At 59.8% G+C, this 16092-nt stretch carries 16 protein-coding genes; 15 read left to right on the top strand and 1 reads right to left on the bottom strand.

Annotated features, from left to right (window positions below; all coding sequences use genetic code 11):
- Positions 1 to 91: 91 nt before the first annotated feature.
- The 9 genes from eat to fic all read left to right on the top strand — a co-directional run bounded on the left by eat (position 92) and on the right by fic (position 9369).
- Positions 92 to 1540: an ethanolamine permease gene (eat, locus tag HX824_RS27415; RefSeq protein ID WP_003219395.1), complete on the top strand. Its 1449-nt coding sequence runs from the start codon at positions 92 to 94 to the stop codon at positions 1538 to 1540.
- 64 nt (positions 1541 to 1604) lie between these two features.
- The gene (locus tag HX824_RS27410) at positions 1605 to 2999 is read left to right on the top strand and encodes an ethanolamine ammonia-lyase subunit EutB (protein WP_177055617.1); all 1395 of its coding nucleotides are present in this window, start codon (positions 1605 to 1607) and stop codon (positions 2997 to 2999) included.
- Positions 2996 to 3844 (top strand): ethanolamine ammonia-lyase subunit EutC, encoded by an 849-nt coding sequence (gene eutC, locus HX824_RS27405; protein WP_177055615.1) that lies wholly within the window; start codon positions 2996 to 2998, stop codon positions 3842 to 3844. The genes HX824_RS27410 and eutC overlap by 4 nt, the downstream gene beginning before the upstream one ends.
- Before the next feature lie 92 nt (positions 3845 to 3936).
- Positions 3937 to 4395, top strand: a complete 459-nt coding sequence (locus HX824_RS27400) for an N-acetyltransferase (protein ID WP_003219389.1) — start codon at positions 3937 to 3939, stop codon at positions 4393 to 4395.
- Between the two features lie 240 nt (positions 4396 to 4635).
- On the top strand, positions 4636 to 5292 hold the full coding sequence (locus HX824_RS27395) for a DedA family protein (protein ID WP_008436520.1): 657 nt from the start codon (positions 4636 to 4638) through the stop codon (positions 5290 to 5292).
- 6 nt (positions 5293 to 5298) lie between these two features.
- Complete coding sequence (locus HX824_RS27390; protein ID WP_008436519.1) at positions 5299 to 6129, top strand: zinc-dependent peptidase; 831 nt, start codon at positions 5299 to 5301, stop codon at positions 6127 to 6129.
- Between the two features lie 93 nt (positions 6130 to 6222).
- Positions 6223 to 6750: an inorganic diphosphatase gene (ppa, locus tag HX824_RS27385; RefSeq protein WP_003176323.1), complete on the top strand. Its 528-nt coding sequence runs from the start codon at positions 6223 to 6225 to the stop codon at positions 6748 to 6750.
- Positions 6751 to 6964: 214 nt separating this feature from the next.
- A complete protein-coding gene (locus tag HX824_RS27380) occupies positions 6965 to 7741 on the top strand; it encodes an XRE family transcriptional regulator (RefSeq protein WP_087692357.1) in 777 nt (258 codons plus the stop codon).
- Positions 7742 to 8247: 506 nt separating this feature from the next.
- Positions 8248 to 9369 carry a protein adenylyltransferase Fic gene (gene fic / locus HX824_RS27375; RefSeq protein ID WP_177055613.1) on the top strand — a complete coding sequence of 374 codons (1122 nt, stop codon included), beginning with the start codon at positions 8248 to 8250 and terminating at the stop codon, positions 9367 to 9369.
- A 123-nt stretch (positions 9370 to 9492) separates the two neighbouring features.
- Here the strand turns inward: fic and HX824_RS27370 are convergent, their stop codons facing one another.
- Positions 9493 to 9804, bottom strand: coding sequence for a DUF6124 family protein (locus tag HX824_RS27370; RefSeq protein ID WP_177055611.1), 312 nt, complete (start codon positions 9802 to 9804; stop codon positions 9493 to 9495).
- 399 nt (positions 9805 to 10203) lie between these two features.
- Between HX824_RS27370 and HX824_RS27365 the strand changes: the two genes are divergently transcribed.
- The 6 genes from HX824_RS27365 (at position 10204) to dxs (ending at position 15958) form a co-directional block, all read left to right on the top strand.
- Positions 10204 to 10848: an NAD(P)H-dependent oxidoreductase gene (locus tag HX824_RS27365; protein WP_177055609.1), complete on the top strand. Its 645-nt coding sequence runs from the start codon at positions 10204 to 10206 to the stop codon at positions 10846 to 10848.
- Complete coding sequence (locus HX824_RS27360) at positions 10787 to 11179, top strand: MerR family transcriptional regulator (RefSeq protein WP_177055607.1); 393 nt, start codon at positions 10787 to 10789, stop codon at positions 11177 to 11179. The genes HX824_RS27365 and HX824_RS27360 overlap by 62 nt, the downstream gene beginning before the upstream one ends.
- Before the next feature lie 415 nt (positions 11180 to 11594).
- Positions 11595 to 12734 (top strand): Fic family protein, encoded by a 1140-nt coding sequence (locus HX824_RS27355; RefSeq protein ID WP_177055605.1) that lies wholly within the window; start codon positions 11595 to 11597, stop codon positions 12732 to 12734.
- An 88-nt stretch (positions 12735 to 12822) separates the two neighbouring features.
- Complete coding sequence (locus HX824_RS27350) at positions 12823 to 13065, top strand: exodeoxyribonuclease VII small subunit (RefSeq protein WP_003209964.1); 243 nt, start codon at positions 12823 to 12825, stop codon at positions 13063 to 13065.
- On the top strand, positions 13062 to 13949 hold the full coding sequence (ispA, locus tag HX824_RS27345) for a (2E,6E)-farnesyl diphosphate synthase (RefSeq protein WP_177055603.1): 888 nt from the start codon (positions 13062 to 13064) through the stop codon (positions 13947 to 13949). The genes HX824_RS27350 and ispA overlap by 4 nt, the downstream gene beginning before the upstream one ends.
- 110 nt (positions 13950 to 14059) lie before the next feature.
- Positions 14060 to 15958, top strand: a complete 1899-nt coding sequence (gene dxs / locus HX824_RS27340; RefSeq protein ID WP_177055601.1) for a 1-deoxy-D-xylulose-5-phosphate synthase — start codon at positions 14060 to 14062, stop codon at positions 15956 to 15958.
- Positions 15959 to 16092: the final 134 nt, after the last annotated feature.

Below are 16092 nucleotides of genomic sequence, written 5' to 3'. Positions count from 1 at the left end.
CCCGCTCCCACACTTGATCTTCACAAGACCTTGCTACTCATTCGGCTTACTTAAGTAAGCCGGGATAAAACAATAAGAAAGGGATTCCATCATGCCCAGCGAACCGAATGGCGCTCCGGCGTCCGGGTCTTCCGTCGACTTTGAAAAGGTCGGCACCGAATACTTCCAACAACGGGAACTGAAAAAAGGCGCTGCCGGCTGGGTACTATTAGTCGGTCTCGGTGTTGCCTACGTCATCTCCGGCGACTACGCCGGCTGGAACTTCGGCCTGGCCCAGGGTGGCTGGGGCGGCATGTTCCTCGCCACACTGCTGATGGCCACCATGTACCTGTGCATGTGTTTCTCCCTGGCCGAACTGTCTTCCATGATTCCTACCGCCGGCGGCGGCTACGGCTTTGCCCGCAGCGCGTTCGGCCCCTGGGGCGGGTTCCTCACCGGCACCGCGATCCTTATCGAATACGCCATCGCCCCCGCCGCCATCGCGGTGTTTATCGGCGCCTATTGCGAGTCGCTGTTCGGCATTGGCGGCTGGATGATCTACCTGGCGTTCTACATCATCTTTATCGGCATCCACATCTTCGGCGTGGGTGAAGCGCTGAAGCTGATGTTTGTGATTACCGCCGTCGCCGCGATTGCCCTGGGTGTGTTCCTGGTGTCGATGGTGCCGCACTTCAGTGTCGCCAACCTGCTGGACATCCCGGTGACCGAGGCCAAGGGCGCCAGCTCTTTCCTGCCCTTCGGTTATGTCGGCGTTTGGGCGGCGATTCCCTATGCGATCTGGTTCTTTTTGGCCGTCGAAGGTGTGCCACTGGCCGCTGAAGAAACCAAGAACCCCAAACGCGACCTGCCCCGCGGCCTGATCGGCGCCATTGTGGTGCTGACCAGCTTCGCCCTGCTGATTTTGGTGATCGCCCCCGGCGGTGCTGGCGCCTACGCGTTGATGGCATCGGGCAATCCGCTGGTGGAAGCCTTGTCCAAAGCCTACGGCGGCTCCACGTGGATGGGCCACTTCGTCAATCTGGTGGGCCTGGCCGGGCTGATCGCGAGCTTCTTCTCGATCATCTACGCCTACTCCCGGCAGATCTTCGCCCTCTCCCGCGCCGGCTACCTGCCGCGCAAGCTGTCGCAGACCAACAAAAGCAAGGCACCGGTACTGGCCCTGGTGATCCCCGGCATCATCGGGTTCGGCCTGTCGCTGACCGGCCAAGGCGATTTGCTGATCCTGGTCGCCGTATTCGGCGCAACCATTTCCTACGTGCTGATGATGGCCGCGCACATCACGTTGCGCATCCGCCGCCCCAAAATGGACCGCCCTTACCGTACTCCGGGCGGCATCTTCACCTCGGGCGTCGCCCTGGTACTGGCCTGCATCGCCGTTGTGGCGGGCTTTCTGGTGGATCCGCGCGTGGTGATTGGCGCCGCGATCATCTATGGAGTATTAATTGCTTACTTTGCTTTCTACAGTCGGCATCACTTGGTAGCGGGCACGCCGGAAGAAGAATTTGCGGCGATCCAGGCCGCAGAGGCCGCCTTGCACTAACTGCCATAAACCTCGACGCGGGCGCTTTACTCACATTCAGCCCGCGTCGACAAGGAGACTCTGTATGGCAAGCTTTTCCCACGCGGTCGGTGCATTGACCTACCGCTTCGACAGCCTCAAGGACGTGATGGCCAAGGCCAGCCCGGCCCGCTCCGGGGATTTTTTGGCGTGTGTTGCCGCCCAGAACGATGGCGAGCGGGTCGCGGCGCAAATGGCCCTGGCCAACATTCCGTTGAAGCACTTTCTCGAAGAAGTGTTGATCCCGTACGAAAGCGACGAAGTCACCCGGCTGATTATCGATACCCACGATAAACAGGCGTTTTCCGTGGTCAGCCACCTGACCGTCGGCGGATTACGCGATTGGCTGCTCAGCGACGCGGCCGACGAACAGAGCCTGCGCGCCCTGGCGCCCGGGCTGACACCGGAAATGGCCGCCGCCGTGTCGAAGATCATGCGTGTGCAGGACCTGGTACTGGTGGCGCAGAAAATCCGCGTCGTCACACAGTTCCGCGGCACGATGGGCCTGCGCGGGCGCCTGTCCACCCGCCTGCAGCCCAACCATCCCACCGATGAGCCGGCCGGTATCGCCGCGAGCATTCTTGACGGCCTGCTCTACGGCAACGGCGACGCCATGATCGGCATCAACCCGGCCACCGACAGCATCGCCTCGATCTGCGCGATGCTGGAAATGCTCGACGCGATCATCCAGCGTTATGAAATCCCGACCCAGGCCTGCGTGCTGACCCACGTCACCACCTCCATCGAAGCCATCAACCGTGGCGTGCCGCTGGACCTGGTGTTCCAGTCGATCGCCGGCACCGAGGCGGCCAATGCCAGTTTCGGCATCAGCCTGAGCGTGCTGCAGGAAGGCTACGATGCGGGCCTGAGCCTGAACCGCGGCACCCTCGGGCAAAACCTGATGTATTTCGAAACCGGCCAGGGCAGCGCCTTGTCGGCCAACGCACACTTTGGCGTCGACCAGCAAACCTGCGAAACCCGCGCCTATGCCGTCGCCCGGCATTTCAAGCCGTTTTTGGTGAACACGGTCGTAGGATTTATCGGCCCCGAGTACCTGTACAACGGCAAGCAGATCATCCGCGCCGGCCTCGAAGACCACTTCTGCGGCAAGCTGCTGGGCGTGCCCATGGGGTGCGACATCTGCTACACCAACCATGCCGAAGCCGACCAGGACGACATGGACACCCTGCTCACCCTGCTGGGCGTGGCCGGGATCAACTTCATCATGGGCATCCCGGGCTCCGACGACATCATGCTCAACTACCAGACCACTTCATTTCACGACGCGCTGTACGCCCGCCAAACATTGGGTTTAAAGCCGGCACCGGAGTTTGAACAGTGGCTGGCGAAAATGGGCATCTTCACGCAAGCCGACGGCAAGGTGCACTTCGGCAACAGCCTGCCACCGGCATTCCGCCACGCCTTGGCGCAACTGGGATGAAGAAGGAACCGCCCGTGCACATCGACACCCCGGAAAACAACGTGGACAACCCGTGGCTTGAGCTGCGGCGCCTGACCCCGGCGCGGATTGCCCTGGGCCGCACCGGCACCAGCATGCCTACCGGCGCTCAGCTGGATTTCCAGTTCGCCCATGCCCAGGCCCGCGACGCGGTACACCTGCCGTTTGATCATGCAGGACTCAGCAGCCAACTGGCGGAGCGCGGCCGCGACAGCCTGTTGCTGCACAGCGCCGCCGTCGACCGCCACAGCTACCTGCAACGCCCGGACCTTGGGCGCCGCCTCAGTGATGAATCCGTCCAGGCCCTGCGGGACTATGCCGAAGCCAACCCCGGCGGCGTGGACCTGGCGGTGGTGGTGGCCGATGGCTTGTCGGCCCTGGCGGTGCATAAACATACGTTGCCGTTTCTTACACGCATGGAGGAACAAACCGACGCTGAAGGCTGGTCGCTGTCACCGGTGATTCTGGTGGAACAGGGCCGTGTCGCCGTCGCGGATGAAGTCGGCCAGTTGCTCGGGGCAAAAATGGTGGTGATCCTGATCGGCGAGCGGCCGGGGCTCAGCTCGCCGGACAGCCTGGGGCTGTATTTCACCTACAACCCCAAGGTCGGTCTCACTGACGCCTACCGCAACTGCATCTCCAATGTGCGCCTGGAAGGCTTGAGCTACGGCATGGCCGCTCACCGCCTGCTTTACTTGATGCGGGAGGCCTGTCGCCGGCAGTTGTCGGGGGTCAACCTCAAGGATGAAGCGCAGGTACAAACCCTCGAGTCGGATGATCCCGACCTGATGAAAGGAAACTTCCTGCTCAGCCCACCGAAGGACTGATCCCTGCACGATTGCGCTTTTTCTCTGCTTTAGGCAGCATCGAGACACGGCCGCTTGTGTGGTCATACCCCATTTGGAAGTTGAGGCCTGGCATGCGGATTACTCAAGCGACCCTGGAACACCTGGACCTGTTGACCCCGCTTTTCGTCAAATACCGCGAGTTTTACGGCGCGCTGCCGTTTCCTGATTCGAGCCGCGCCTTCCTGGAAAAACGCCTGCGCCGCAAGGAGTCCGTGATCTACCTGGCGCTGGCCGACGATGACGACAAGAAACTGCTTGGCTTTTGCCAGCTGTATCCAAGCTTTTCATCGTTGTCCCTCAAGCGGGTGTGGATCCTCAACGACATCTACGTCGCCGAAGACGCACGCCGGCAGTTGGTGGCCGACAACCTGATGCGTACCGCGAAGAAGATGGCCAAGGAAACTCAAGCCGTGCGCCTGCGTGTGTCCACCAGCAGCGACAACCAGGTGGCGCAGAAAACCTATGAGTCCATCGGTTTTCGGGAAGACACCGAGTTCAAGAACTACGTGCTTGCGATCAGCGATGACTGACAACTATTAACCAAACCTCATACATCTGTTGTGGGAGCCCCCTCCCACACTGACGCTGTGTCTACAATCAGATCGAAGTCGCGACATTCCCCGCTACAAAACCAGCACGCTTTTCACAACTCTATCCGTATAATGCGGACCTTTCAGGGTCGTAAGAAATACGCCACAACCTTGTAGCCCTTATTACCCGAAGCCTCCGCACAGGCCCGCTGAGCCAGGCCATTCACACAGGTGCCCTCCATGGATTTCAACCCGCTCGACCTTATCCTGCATCTCGACGTGTACCTCGACATGCTGGTGAGAAACTACGGAGTGTGGATCTACGCCATTCTGTTCCTGGTTATCTTTTGCGAAACCGGCCTGGTGGTCATGCCGTTTCTGCCGGGTGATTCCTTACTGTTCATCGCCGGCGCTGTTGCAGCGGGCGGCGGCATGGACCCGATATTGCTGGGCGGCCTGCTTATGCTCGCGGCCATCCTGGGTGACAGTACCAACTACGTGATCGGACGAACGGCCGGGGAACGCTTGTTCAGCAACCCCAACTCGAAGATCTTCCGCCGCGACTACCTGCAAAAAACCCACGATTTCTACGACAAGCATGGCGGCAAAACCGTGACCCTGGCGCGCTTCCTGCCGATCCTGCGGACCTTCGCACCGTTCGTCGCCGGCATCGCCAAGATGCCTTACCCGCGCTTCTTCGGTTTCAGCGTGTTCGGCACCGTCCTCTGGGTCGGCGGCCTGGTAACCCTGGGCTACTTCTTCGGCAACGTGCCGTTCATCAAGAAAAACCTGTCGCTGCTGGTGGTGTTCATCATCCTGCTGTCGCTGGTACCGATGATCATCGGTGTGTTCCGCAGCCGCTTTGGCCGCAATTCCACCGAAGCCAAGCCGCAGTAACCTGCGATGTGGTCCCTCAGCGCCTGGCGTCGCCGGCGCCTGCTGGCCAAGCACCCGATTGCCGATGAAACGTGGCAGCGGGTGCGCCATCACCTGACGTTCCTCGACGGCATCACTGCCGAGCAAGACCAGTGGCTGCGGGAAGCCTGCGTGGTGTTCCTCGCCGAAAAACACCTCACCGCCCTGCCCGGCGTCGAACTGCACCAGGAACAGCGCCTGCTGCTCGCCGCCCAGGCACAGCTGCCGCTGATGAACCTTGGCGACCTCGACTGGTACCAGGGCTTCCACGAGATCGTGCTGTACCCCGACGACTTCCTCAGCCCGCAGCGCCATCGCGACGCCAGCGGCGTGGAGCACGAGTGGGACGGCGAGCACAGCGGCGAAGCCTGGCAACAGGGCCCGGTGATCCTTGCGTGGCCCGGCGTACTGGCCAGCGGCAACTGGGAAGGCTACAACCTGGTCATTCACGAACTGGCCCACAAGCTGGACATGCTCAACGGCGACGCCAACGGCCTGCCACCCCTGCACCACGACATGCGCGTGCAGGAATGGGCCAGCGTCATGCAAAGCGCCTTCGACGACCTCAACCGCCAGCTCGACCGCAACCCTGACGCCGAAACGGCCATCGACCCCTACGCCGCGGAAAACCCGGCCGAGTTTTTTGCCGTCACCAGCGAATATTTCTTCAGTGCCCCGGATTTACTGGTCAGCAGTTATCCACAGGTGTACGAGCAACTGAGCCACTTCTACCGTCAGGATCCCCTGGCGCGCCTGCACCAACTGCAGGCCGGCGACGTGCGGTATCAGACGGAACGCCAAGCGCACTACGACGTCTGACGCATGGCATCGGCGTCAGAATATGCCTATAATCGCCGCCACTTTTAGGCCAATCCGGCCATGTTCCATGGCCAACTACGGGGGCAACGCCCAATGAGCTACAGCAAGATTCCGGCTGGCAAAGACCTGCCGAACGACATCTACGTCGCCATCGAGATTCCGGCCAACCACGCGCCGATCAAATACGAAATCGACAAAGACAGCGACTGCCTGTTCGTTGACCGTTTCATGGCCACCCCGATGTTCTACCCGGCCAACTACGGTTTCATCCCCAACACCCTGGCAGACGACGGTGACCCCCTCGACGTGCTGGTCGTGACCCCTTACCCGGTTACCCCAGGCTCGGTTATCCGCGCCCGCCCGGTCGGCATCCTGAACATGACTGACGACGGCGGCGGCGATGCCAAAGTTATCGCAGTACCACACGACAAGCTGTCCCAGCTGTATGTCGACGTGAAGGAATACACCGATCTGCCGCCACTGCTGCTGGAACAGATCAAACACTTCTTCGAGAACTACAAAGACCTCGAAAAAGGCAAATGGGTGAAGATCGACGGTTGGGGCAATGCAGACGCCGCCCGCGCCGAGATCATGAAGTCGGTCGCTGCCTACAAAGGCTGATACCGCTATTCGCTCTGAAAAAGCCCCGATTAATCGGGGCTTTTTTTGTGGGAAAAACATAAACATCCGGCTACTTTAATAAACATATTTACAGCAATTGTTTAACTAGCTTAATCAACTAGCAGAATAGTCCTGCGATAAGGAAACACCTACATACAGCAACTCAACGCATGGTTTATTTGATCTGATTTTACGGCCAGTAAACTCTGCGTTTATGAATACATCAGGTGATCGCTTAAGAGCGCTATTACGGGAAGTTCATCTTTCCGCTTCCGACTTCGCCAAGAACCGCGATGTTACGCCTCAACACGTAAACAACTGGTTCAAACGCGGCGTCCCCATGGGCCGGCTCAACGAGTTCGCAGAACTGTTGTGCGTCACCAGCCGTTGGCTGCGCACAGGCGAAGGCCCCAAACATCCACCCGCCAACTACCTGCTGGAAGGATCCGATGCAGACACCTCCCACCGTATCGCCCGCGAGACCAGCGGCAACTACATCACCCACCCGGTCTCGGGCCCGGTAAAAATCGACGTGGAGATCCCCCTCCACCCCACCTTCACCTCGACCGAAAGCATCCGCCTCTCCCTGCACACCCTTGAAGCCATCGGTGTAAGCCCGGAGCGGGCGCTCGGGGCCTACATGGTCGGCAACAGCATGATCGACATCATCCAGGACGGAAGTACCCTTGCCATCGACTGTGGTCGCAAACAGATCATCGATGGCGAAATCTACGCGGTAGAGCACGACGGAATGCTGCGGATCAAATACCTCTACAACCGTCCAGGAGGTGGCCTGCGGATGCGTAGCCACAACAGCGCCGAGCATCCGGACGAGTTTTTGACCTATGAGCAGCGGCATGAGCAGAACTTTGAGATTCTGGGTTGGGTGTTCTGGTGGGCGACACTGAATAACCGCCGCCCGCCGGTGCCGCTGGATGCGCATTTATTGGGCTACGAAGGCTCTAAATCGGATCCGGAGCTGGGAAATTGAGGCGAATGTGGGTATTATCCGCCGCACATTTGGCAGGGGGTTGGCGTGAAGCCGGTCCGCCCTGCCTGGCGGTGCGGAGGAGTTCCCGCTGATGCCCCTTATCACCCGGGTGTGAGCCTGGGTGAACGATTTGAAGGCTGGTGAGGTTTACCAAAAATAAGCTGAACCAGTCCCCGAGAAGCCGGCCACAAGCCGGCTTTTTAATGCCTGGAAGAAATGCGCTACACCTGCCAGGCATCGAGCTATTTGAGAACGCGCCAACCGCTCCAAGGCACGCAAGCCGTCTTTTCCATCCTCAGGACATTCGCCTGATACGTCGCTAAAAGCCCGTTCCAAGAACACGTTTCGCATACCTGTCGTTACCAACGACATGACATCAAGACGTGTCGCAGAAATCAAAATATAGCGACACGTAGTGCACGCATGTTTACACTGACGCCACGAAAGGGCGCCCTGATGAGCCCCTCTTACCTTTAGACGGATAAGTCAAAGACCGAGCCCCATCCATGACCGCATCCCACCTTCCCTGGCAGGATGACAAGCCCTACAACCAGCTTCCCACTTTGCCACCGGCAACTGTTCTGGAAACCCATGCAGTGCTCAAACGCTGCATTGAGGCCCGCACAGCCCTGGCCGAATTGAAGCAAGCGGCTGAGCTGATCCCTAACCAGACAATGCTGATCAACACCATTCCATTGCTGGAGGCCAAGGACAGCTCAGAGATCGAAAGTATCGTCACCACCACGGATTTGCTCTTTCAGCATGCTCAGGATGGAGATAGCCACGCAGACCCAGCGACCAAGGAAGCACTGCGCTACCGCAAAGCCCTGCAGAAAGGTTATCAATCGTTGGCCGACCGCCCACTCTCCACCGGTACTGCAGTCGAAATCTGCCGCACGCTTAAAGGCGTGAACATGGATATACGCCGGGTGCCAGGAGTCCAGCTAGCCAACGACCGAACCGGCGAGATCATCTATACCCCACCGGAAGGCGAAGATCGCTTACGTGACATGCTCGCCAACTGGGAGCGTTTCCTGCACAACGAGACCGACCTGGATCCATTAGTACGTATGGCGGTTAGTCACTATCAATTCGAAGCCATTCACCCATTCACCGACGGCAATGGCCGTACCGGGCGAGTGCTCAACACCCTGTACCTGATCCAGGAAGGCCTGCTGAATCTACCGATTCTCTACCTTAGCCGTTACATCATTGCCCATAGAGCCGATTACTACCGCCTGTTGCTTGATGTCACTCGCGAACAAGCCTGGGAGCCTTGGCTGCTGTACATGCTCAGCGCTGTGGAAGAAACAGCACGCTGGACTTGTGCAAAAATTGCCGCTATTCGCAGCCTGTCCGAGCACACCACCCAGTTTGTTCGTGAGCAGTTGCCGAAAACCTATTCCCGCGAGCTGGTAGACGTCATTTTCGAACAGCCCTACTGCCGCATCAGCAACGTCGTCGACAAACAGATTGCCCAGCGTCAAGCAGCCTCCCGTTACCTCAAAGAACTAGTCGCCATCGGCGTTCTGCAAGAGGTTCAGGTTGGCAAGGAAAAGCTCTTCATCCATCCCAAACTGATGCAGCTACTCACTCGCGACAGCAATGACTTCAAGCCATACGCCTGAGGAGACCGCTTTAATCCATGGCGATCGTCTGCCGGGATTTCCGCCCCTGAGCCAGGATGATGAGCATTTGGTCAGTAGATCGCTGACCAAATGCATCGCAACCTCAGCGTAGGCTTAAGGTCCTCACCTCGGCTGCAAACAGTCCAGCGCTCGATCCACCACCACCTTCGACATTTCCACCAAATGCATCACCGCCCGCTGTGCGCCATTCAGCGGCTCGGTCGACGCCTGGGCGGTTGCCACGGCGCAATGCAATAACTCGACAGCATGGGCCAGGGCATCTTCGAAACTCAGTTCGTCATCAACGGTAAACGGGGTGGGTGAAGGCTGCGCGTCCGGCGCTTTAAGGTAGTGATCGATCACTCGACGCGAGGCATCAGTGTCGCGGAGTAAGGCTTTATGGAATGCGGGTGGATCGGGGGTAACTTTGACCATGGTAAATCTCCAATCAAACATTTGGAGCCACCACTCCTCGCGACTAAACGAAGGCGGCAGCTGTACGCAGGTTAGTCGACCGGTCGATTGGAAACCCGGCGCGCCCGAGGGCGCCCTGCGCACAGCCACCATAAAAGTGCAGGCGAAAAACGGCCTGACTCATGAACTGATCGTGCGCCAATCGAATCCGGGCGACTAAACCCGATCACCGAATATGCAGTGACGGAACGCAGACTAGTCGCGGGATTTTGCTGGCGCAAGCGCTTGGAATTCTCTAGGAAACGTCCTGCAAATGAAAGGGATCAGTCTTCCTGGCCATTCCCAATCACTGCATCTTCTTGACTCTCCCCCTAAGGTCACACCTCACCCTGAAACCCCAGTTTTCAGGACCGCACCACCATGAGCCAACGCATCCTGGTCATCCTCGGCCACCCTTCCAGCACCAGCTTCTGCTCGGCCCTCACCGACACCTACATCACCAGCGCCAAAAACGCCGGCCACGAAGTACGCATCCTGCGTCTGGGTGAACTGGCTTTCGACCCTATCCTCCACAACGGCTACAACCAGGCCCAGCCTCTGGAACCCGACCTGCTCAACGCTCAATCCGACATCCTGTGGGCCAATCACCTGACGTTTGTCTTCCCCATCTGGTGGGGTGGCATCCCGGCTTTGATGAAGGGCTTTATCGACCGAATTCTCCTGTCTGGTTTCGCCTTCAAATACCGCAAAGGCAAAGCCTTCCCCGACAAACTCCTGAAGGGCCGAACTGCGCATTTGCTGGTGACCCTGGACACGCCAGCGTGGTATTACAGGTGGTTCTACCGCATGCCCGCGCTGCATCAGATGCGCAAGACAACACTGGCGTTTTGTGGCATTCAGCCGATCAAGACGTTGCTGTTCGGGCCGGTGTTGGGCTCTACGCCAGCACAGCGGGAACAGTGGCTGAAACAGGCCGGCGCACTCTTTGGGAAAAGGACTTTTCATGTACATCGGCAAAGCCGCGCAACTGTCGGGCACAACCATCAAAGCGATTCGTCACTATGAAGCCATCGGCCTGTTGCCGCCGCCGCAGCGGGAAGGTCGTTATCGAATTTACTCCACGCAAAGTGTCGAACTGCTGACGTTCATCAAGTGCGCCCAGCAGTTGGGTTTCAAGCTCAAGGAGTTGCAGGCGATTCTGGGTGGGCATCACGGTGATGGGCTGCCCTGGGGCCTGGCGGACAAGGCGATCGCCAACAAGAAGCAGGAGTTGGTGCGGCAGATCGAGGCATTGCAGAAGATGCATGGAGGACTGGTCGAGTTTGAGGCCAGTCTCAAGGATGCTCAGGGCCAATGCACCGCACCACTGAAAACGCCACTGCCGTCAATGAGCTGAACCGCTGTTTTACGTAGTACCGGGCAGCGGCTCGCAACAGAAAAAGCTTCGCAAAAATGGAGTGGTTTCCGGCCGCACTGGGAAAGGTCCACTTCGAGCGCGATTGGCAATGGCGTGCTGGCGGGAAGTTGGACGGCGATTACCGGCGTGTGGGACGCCATCAAGCAAGTGCAGGAGATCTTCAAGGACGCCGGCAAGCTGTTTGAAAGCCTGGGGGCGACAGCCAGCGAATCGATGGAGCTGGCGAGTACTGCGCCAAAGGTTATGGAACAGGCGATCCTGCTGGCCAATGATGAGGCGGCGCTGTACCTGATGTGCGCAGCTGACTGGACAGTGAGCCGAATAGCTCACACAATCGGCTCACCAAATGAGCCGAATAAGCCTCCTATTCGGCTCACGCACAGAGCATGCCCCCATGGATCACCCGAACTGGATCTGGCAACAACCCGACTGGCCGCACTTTCACTGGCAACCAGAGCGCCTTGCAGCGTTGTTGCGAGAGTGCACGCAGGCGCAAGGAAAGTTGCTGGGCATGCTCGGTTCGGTCAGCCAGGCCCAGAGCTCAGAGAATGAACTGGATGCGTTGCTGCAAAACATTCTGACCTCCTCGGCAATCGAGGGTGAGCAACTGAATGTGGGTTCCGTACGTTCCTCTTTGGCCCGACGCCTGGGCCTGGAGCAATTGCAAGACGGCTCAGTGAGCCGACGCAGCGAGGGTCTGGCTGACTTGATGCTGGACGCCACGCAACAGTTTGCTCAACCGTTTACCCTCACCCGTCTATTCAAATGGCATCGATGGTTGTTTCCCGCCGAGGAAGCCCGCTTTTCCACCCACGGCTTGAACGTAGGCGCGCTAAGGGGGGATGAGCCCATGCAGGTTGTGTCGGGACGACTGGACCGACCCACTGTGCATTTCGAGGCCCCACCCCGCCAAGGACTGGAGCAGTCGCTGGACGATTTCATCGAATGGTTTGAAGCCAGCCGGAATCATGCGGCCCTTGACCCATTGCTGCGCGCAGGCCTGGCGCATTTCTGGTTCGTCACCCTGCATCCCTTCGATGATGGTAATGGTCGTCTGACGCGGGCGATTACCGACCTCGCGCTTGCCCAGGCAGAGCATCAAGCGATCCGCTTCTACGCGATGTCGGCGAGCATCCTTGAAGACCGGGCGGGCTATTACCGTGCACTGGAAACCAGTCAAAAGGCCACGCTGGATATCACCGATTGGCTTGAGTGGTTCCTGCAAACGCTGCTTCGTAGCTTGCAGCAGGCCATGATGCGGATTGACCGGGTGCTGGGCAAAACCCGCTTCTGGCAGCAGCATCGGGACCACGCACTCAGCGCCGAACAGACCAAAGTCTTGAATCGCCTGCTCGACGGTGGCGAAAAGGGCTTTGAGCACGGGATCAGCGCCGCCCAGTATCAGGCAGTGGCCAAAGTGTCCAAGGCCACGGCGACCCGACATCTGGCCGATCTTCTGGAAAAAAACTGCCTGGTTCGGCTACCCGGCGGCGGCCGCAGCACCCGCTATCAAATCAACACTCAAGGCGATTGATTTTCAAGGCAAATCCCCCCACTCATTTGCCCCAATCCCCCATGTCTGCTAGTGTCGCGCCGGTTTACCGTCTACCGGAATAGCCGCCATGGCCCGCAAAAAAGTTGCACTCGATTTCGAACAATCCCTCGCCGACCTGCAAACCCTGGTCGAGCGGATGGAGAACGGCGAGTTGTCGCTGGAAGACTCGTTGACCGCATTCGAGCAAGGCATCGGCCTGACCCGCGACTGCCAGAGCGCCCTGGCGCAGGCGGAGCAGAAGGTCCAGGTGTTGCTGGAACGCGATGGGGAGTTGGCCGAAGAACCTTTCGATGCGGAACAGCCTGAATGATCGACGCTTATCAGGCCGGCAGCCAGGCCCGGGTCAATGCTGCGCTGGAACCGCTGTTTATTGCGCCCAGCCCCGAGCTGAACCGTCTGTATGAGGCTATGCGCTACAGCGTGATGAACGGTGGCAAGCGGGTTCGCCCGTTGCTCGCCTATGCGGCCTGTGAAGCCCTCGGCGCCCAGGCGGAGGAAGCCAACGGCGCCGCCTGTGCGGTGGAGTTGATCCACGCTTACTCCCTGGTACACGACGATTTGCCGGCGATGGACGACGACGATCTGCGTCGCGGCCAACCCACTACCCATAAAGCCTTTGATGAAGCCTGCGCGATTCTCGCCGGTGACGGCCTGCAAAGCCTGGCGTTCAGCGCCCTGCTGGACCCGCGCCTGAGCAGCGTCAACGCCGAGATCCGTCTGCGCATGGTTACCGCGCTGGCGCTGGCCGCAGGGCCTGCCGGCATGGTCGGCGGCCAGGCGATTGACCTGGGCTCGGTCGGTTTGAAGCTCGATCAACAAGCCCTGGAATACATGCACCGCCACAAGACCGGCGCGCTGATCGAGGCCGCCGTGCACCTCGGCGCCCTGGCCAGTGGCCGTGCCGAAGCGGCGCAACTGGCGGCGCTGCAAACCTACGCGCGGGCCATCGGCCTGGCGTTCCAGGTGCAGGACGATATTCTCGACGTTGAAAGCGATACCGCGACCCTCGGCAAGCGCCAGGGTGCTGATATCGCACGGGACAAGCCGACTTATCCTTCGCTTCTCGGGCTGGAAGCCGCCAAGGCGTACGCCCTGGAGCTGCGGGACCAGGCCCTGGATGCCCTGCGACCTTTCGACGCGGCTGCCGAGCCACTGCGTGACCTGGCGCGGTATATCGTCGAACGTCGCCACTGACAACAGCGGCCTTTTCCACCGCATATCAGCCAAGTTCGGCGCTCTGCGTGGGCAGTTTGCGATGCTTGAGGTAAACTGCCGCCTCTTCTATACCTATAACGATTCGCCTGATGCCCACGACGTTTCAAGAGATTCCCCGCAAGCGCCCGGCCACGCCCCTGCTGGACCGTGCCAACACGCCAGCCGGCCTGCGCCGCCTGGGTGAAGCCGAGCTGGAAACCCTGGCCGATGAGTTGCGCCTGGAATTGCTCTACACGGTCGGCCAGACCGGTGGGCATTTCGGTGCCGGCCTGGGCGTCATCGAGCTGACCATTGCGCTGCATTACGTATTCGACACTCCGGACGACCGGCTGGTGTGGGACGTGGGTCATCAGGCCTATCCGCACAAGATTCTCACCGGACGCCGCGAGCGCATGGCCACACTGCGCCAGAAGGATGGCATCGCCGCCTTCCCGCGCCGCTCCGAGAGCGAGTACGACACCTTTGGCGTCGGCCACTCCAGCACCTCTATCAGTGCAGCGTTGGGCATGGCGATTGCCGCCCGCCTGCAAAACAGCGATCGCAAGGCGATTGCGGTGATCGGTGATGGCGCGTTGACCGCCGGCATGGCCTTCGAGGCGCTGAACCACGCGCCGGAAGTGGACGCCAACATGCTGGTGATCCTCAACGACAACGACATGTCGATCTCGCGCAATGTCGGTGGCCTGTCGAATTACCTGGCAAAAATCCTCTCCAGCCGCACTTACGCAAGCATGCGTGAAGGCAGCAAGAAGGTGCTCTCGCGTCTGCCCGGCGCGTGGGAAATTGCCCGTCGTACCGAAGAATATGCCAAGGGCATGCTGGTTCCCGGCACCCTGTTCGAAGAGCTGGGCTGGAACTACATCGGCCCGATCGACGGCCATGACCTGCCAACCCTGATCGCCACCCTGCGCAACATGCGTGACCTTAAAGGCCCGCAGTTCCTGCATATCGTGACCAAGAAAGGCAAAGGCTTCGCCCCGGCGGAAGTCGACCCGATTGGTTACCACGCGATCACCAAGCTGGAACCGCTGAACGCCCCGGCCGCCGCGCCGAAGAAGCCCAGCGGGCCAAAGTATTCCGGTGTGTTCGGCGAATGGCTGTGTGACATGGCCGCCGCCGACCCGCGCCTGGTGGGCATCACCCCGGCGATGAAGGAAGGTTCCGACCTGGTGGCGTTCAGCGAGCGTTTCCCGCTGCGCTATTTCGACGTGGCCATCGCCGAGCAACACGCGGTGACCTTCGCCGCGGGCATGGCCTGTGAAGGCGCCAAGCCGGTAGTCGCGATCTACTCTACGTTCCTGCAACGCGGTTATGACCAGTTGATTCATGACGTCGCGGTGCAGAACCTCGACGTGCTGTTCGCCATCGACCGTGCGGGCCTGGTGGGCGAAGACGGCCCGACCCATGCCGGCAGCTTCGACCTCTCGTACCTGCGCTGCATCCCCGGCATGCTGGTGATGACCCCGAGCGACGAGAACGAACTGCGCAAGATGCTCAGCACCGGCCACCTGTACAACGGCCCGGCGGCTGTGCGCTATCCGCGGGGGAATGGTCCGAATGCGGTGATCGAAAAGGACCTTGAGCCTATCGAAATCGGCAAGGGTATCGTCCGCCGCCAGGGCAGCGGCGTTACCTTGCTGGTGTTCGGCGTGCAATTGGCTGAAGCCTTGAAAGTGGCCGAGAAGATCGACGCCACGGTGGTAGACATGCGTTTCGTCAAGCCACTGGACGAGGCCTTGGTGCGCGAGATCGCCGGCAGCCATGAGCTGCTGGTGACCATCGAAGAAAACGCCATCATGGGCGGCGCCGGTGCGGCAGTCAGTGAGTTCCTGGCGCGGGAGAATATCCTCAAGTCGGTGCTGCACCTGGGCTTGCCAGATGTGTATGTCGAGCATGCCAAGCCGGCGCAGATGCTGGCCGAGTGCGGGCTGGATGAATCCGGGATTGAAGCTTCGGTTCGTCAGCGCATGGCCCTGCTGGGCCTGTAGAAACGCGATTAAAAATGTGGGAGCGGGCTTGCTCGCGAAAGCGCTGGGTCAGTCGACAGATGCATTGACTGACACTGCGCCTTCGCGAGCAAGCCCGCTCCCACATTTGTTTTATGCCAACTTCAAATGCTACG

The organism is Pseudomonas sp. D4002 (genome assembly GCF_013385665.1).
Lineage (GTDB): Bacteria > Pseudomonadota > Gammaproteobacteria > Pseudomonadales > Pseudomonadaceae > Aquipseudomonas.
The sequence above is the reverse complement of the archived record's forward strand: the minus strand, read 5'-3'. Positions and strand labels throughout refer to the sequence as shown.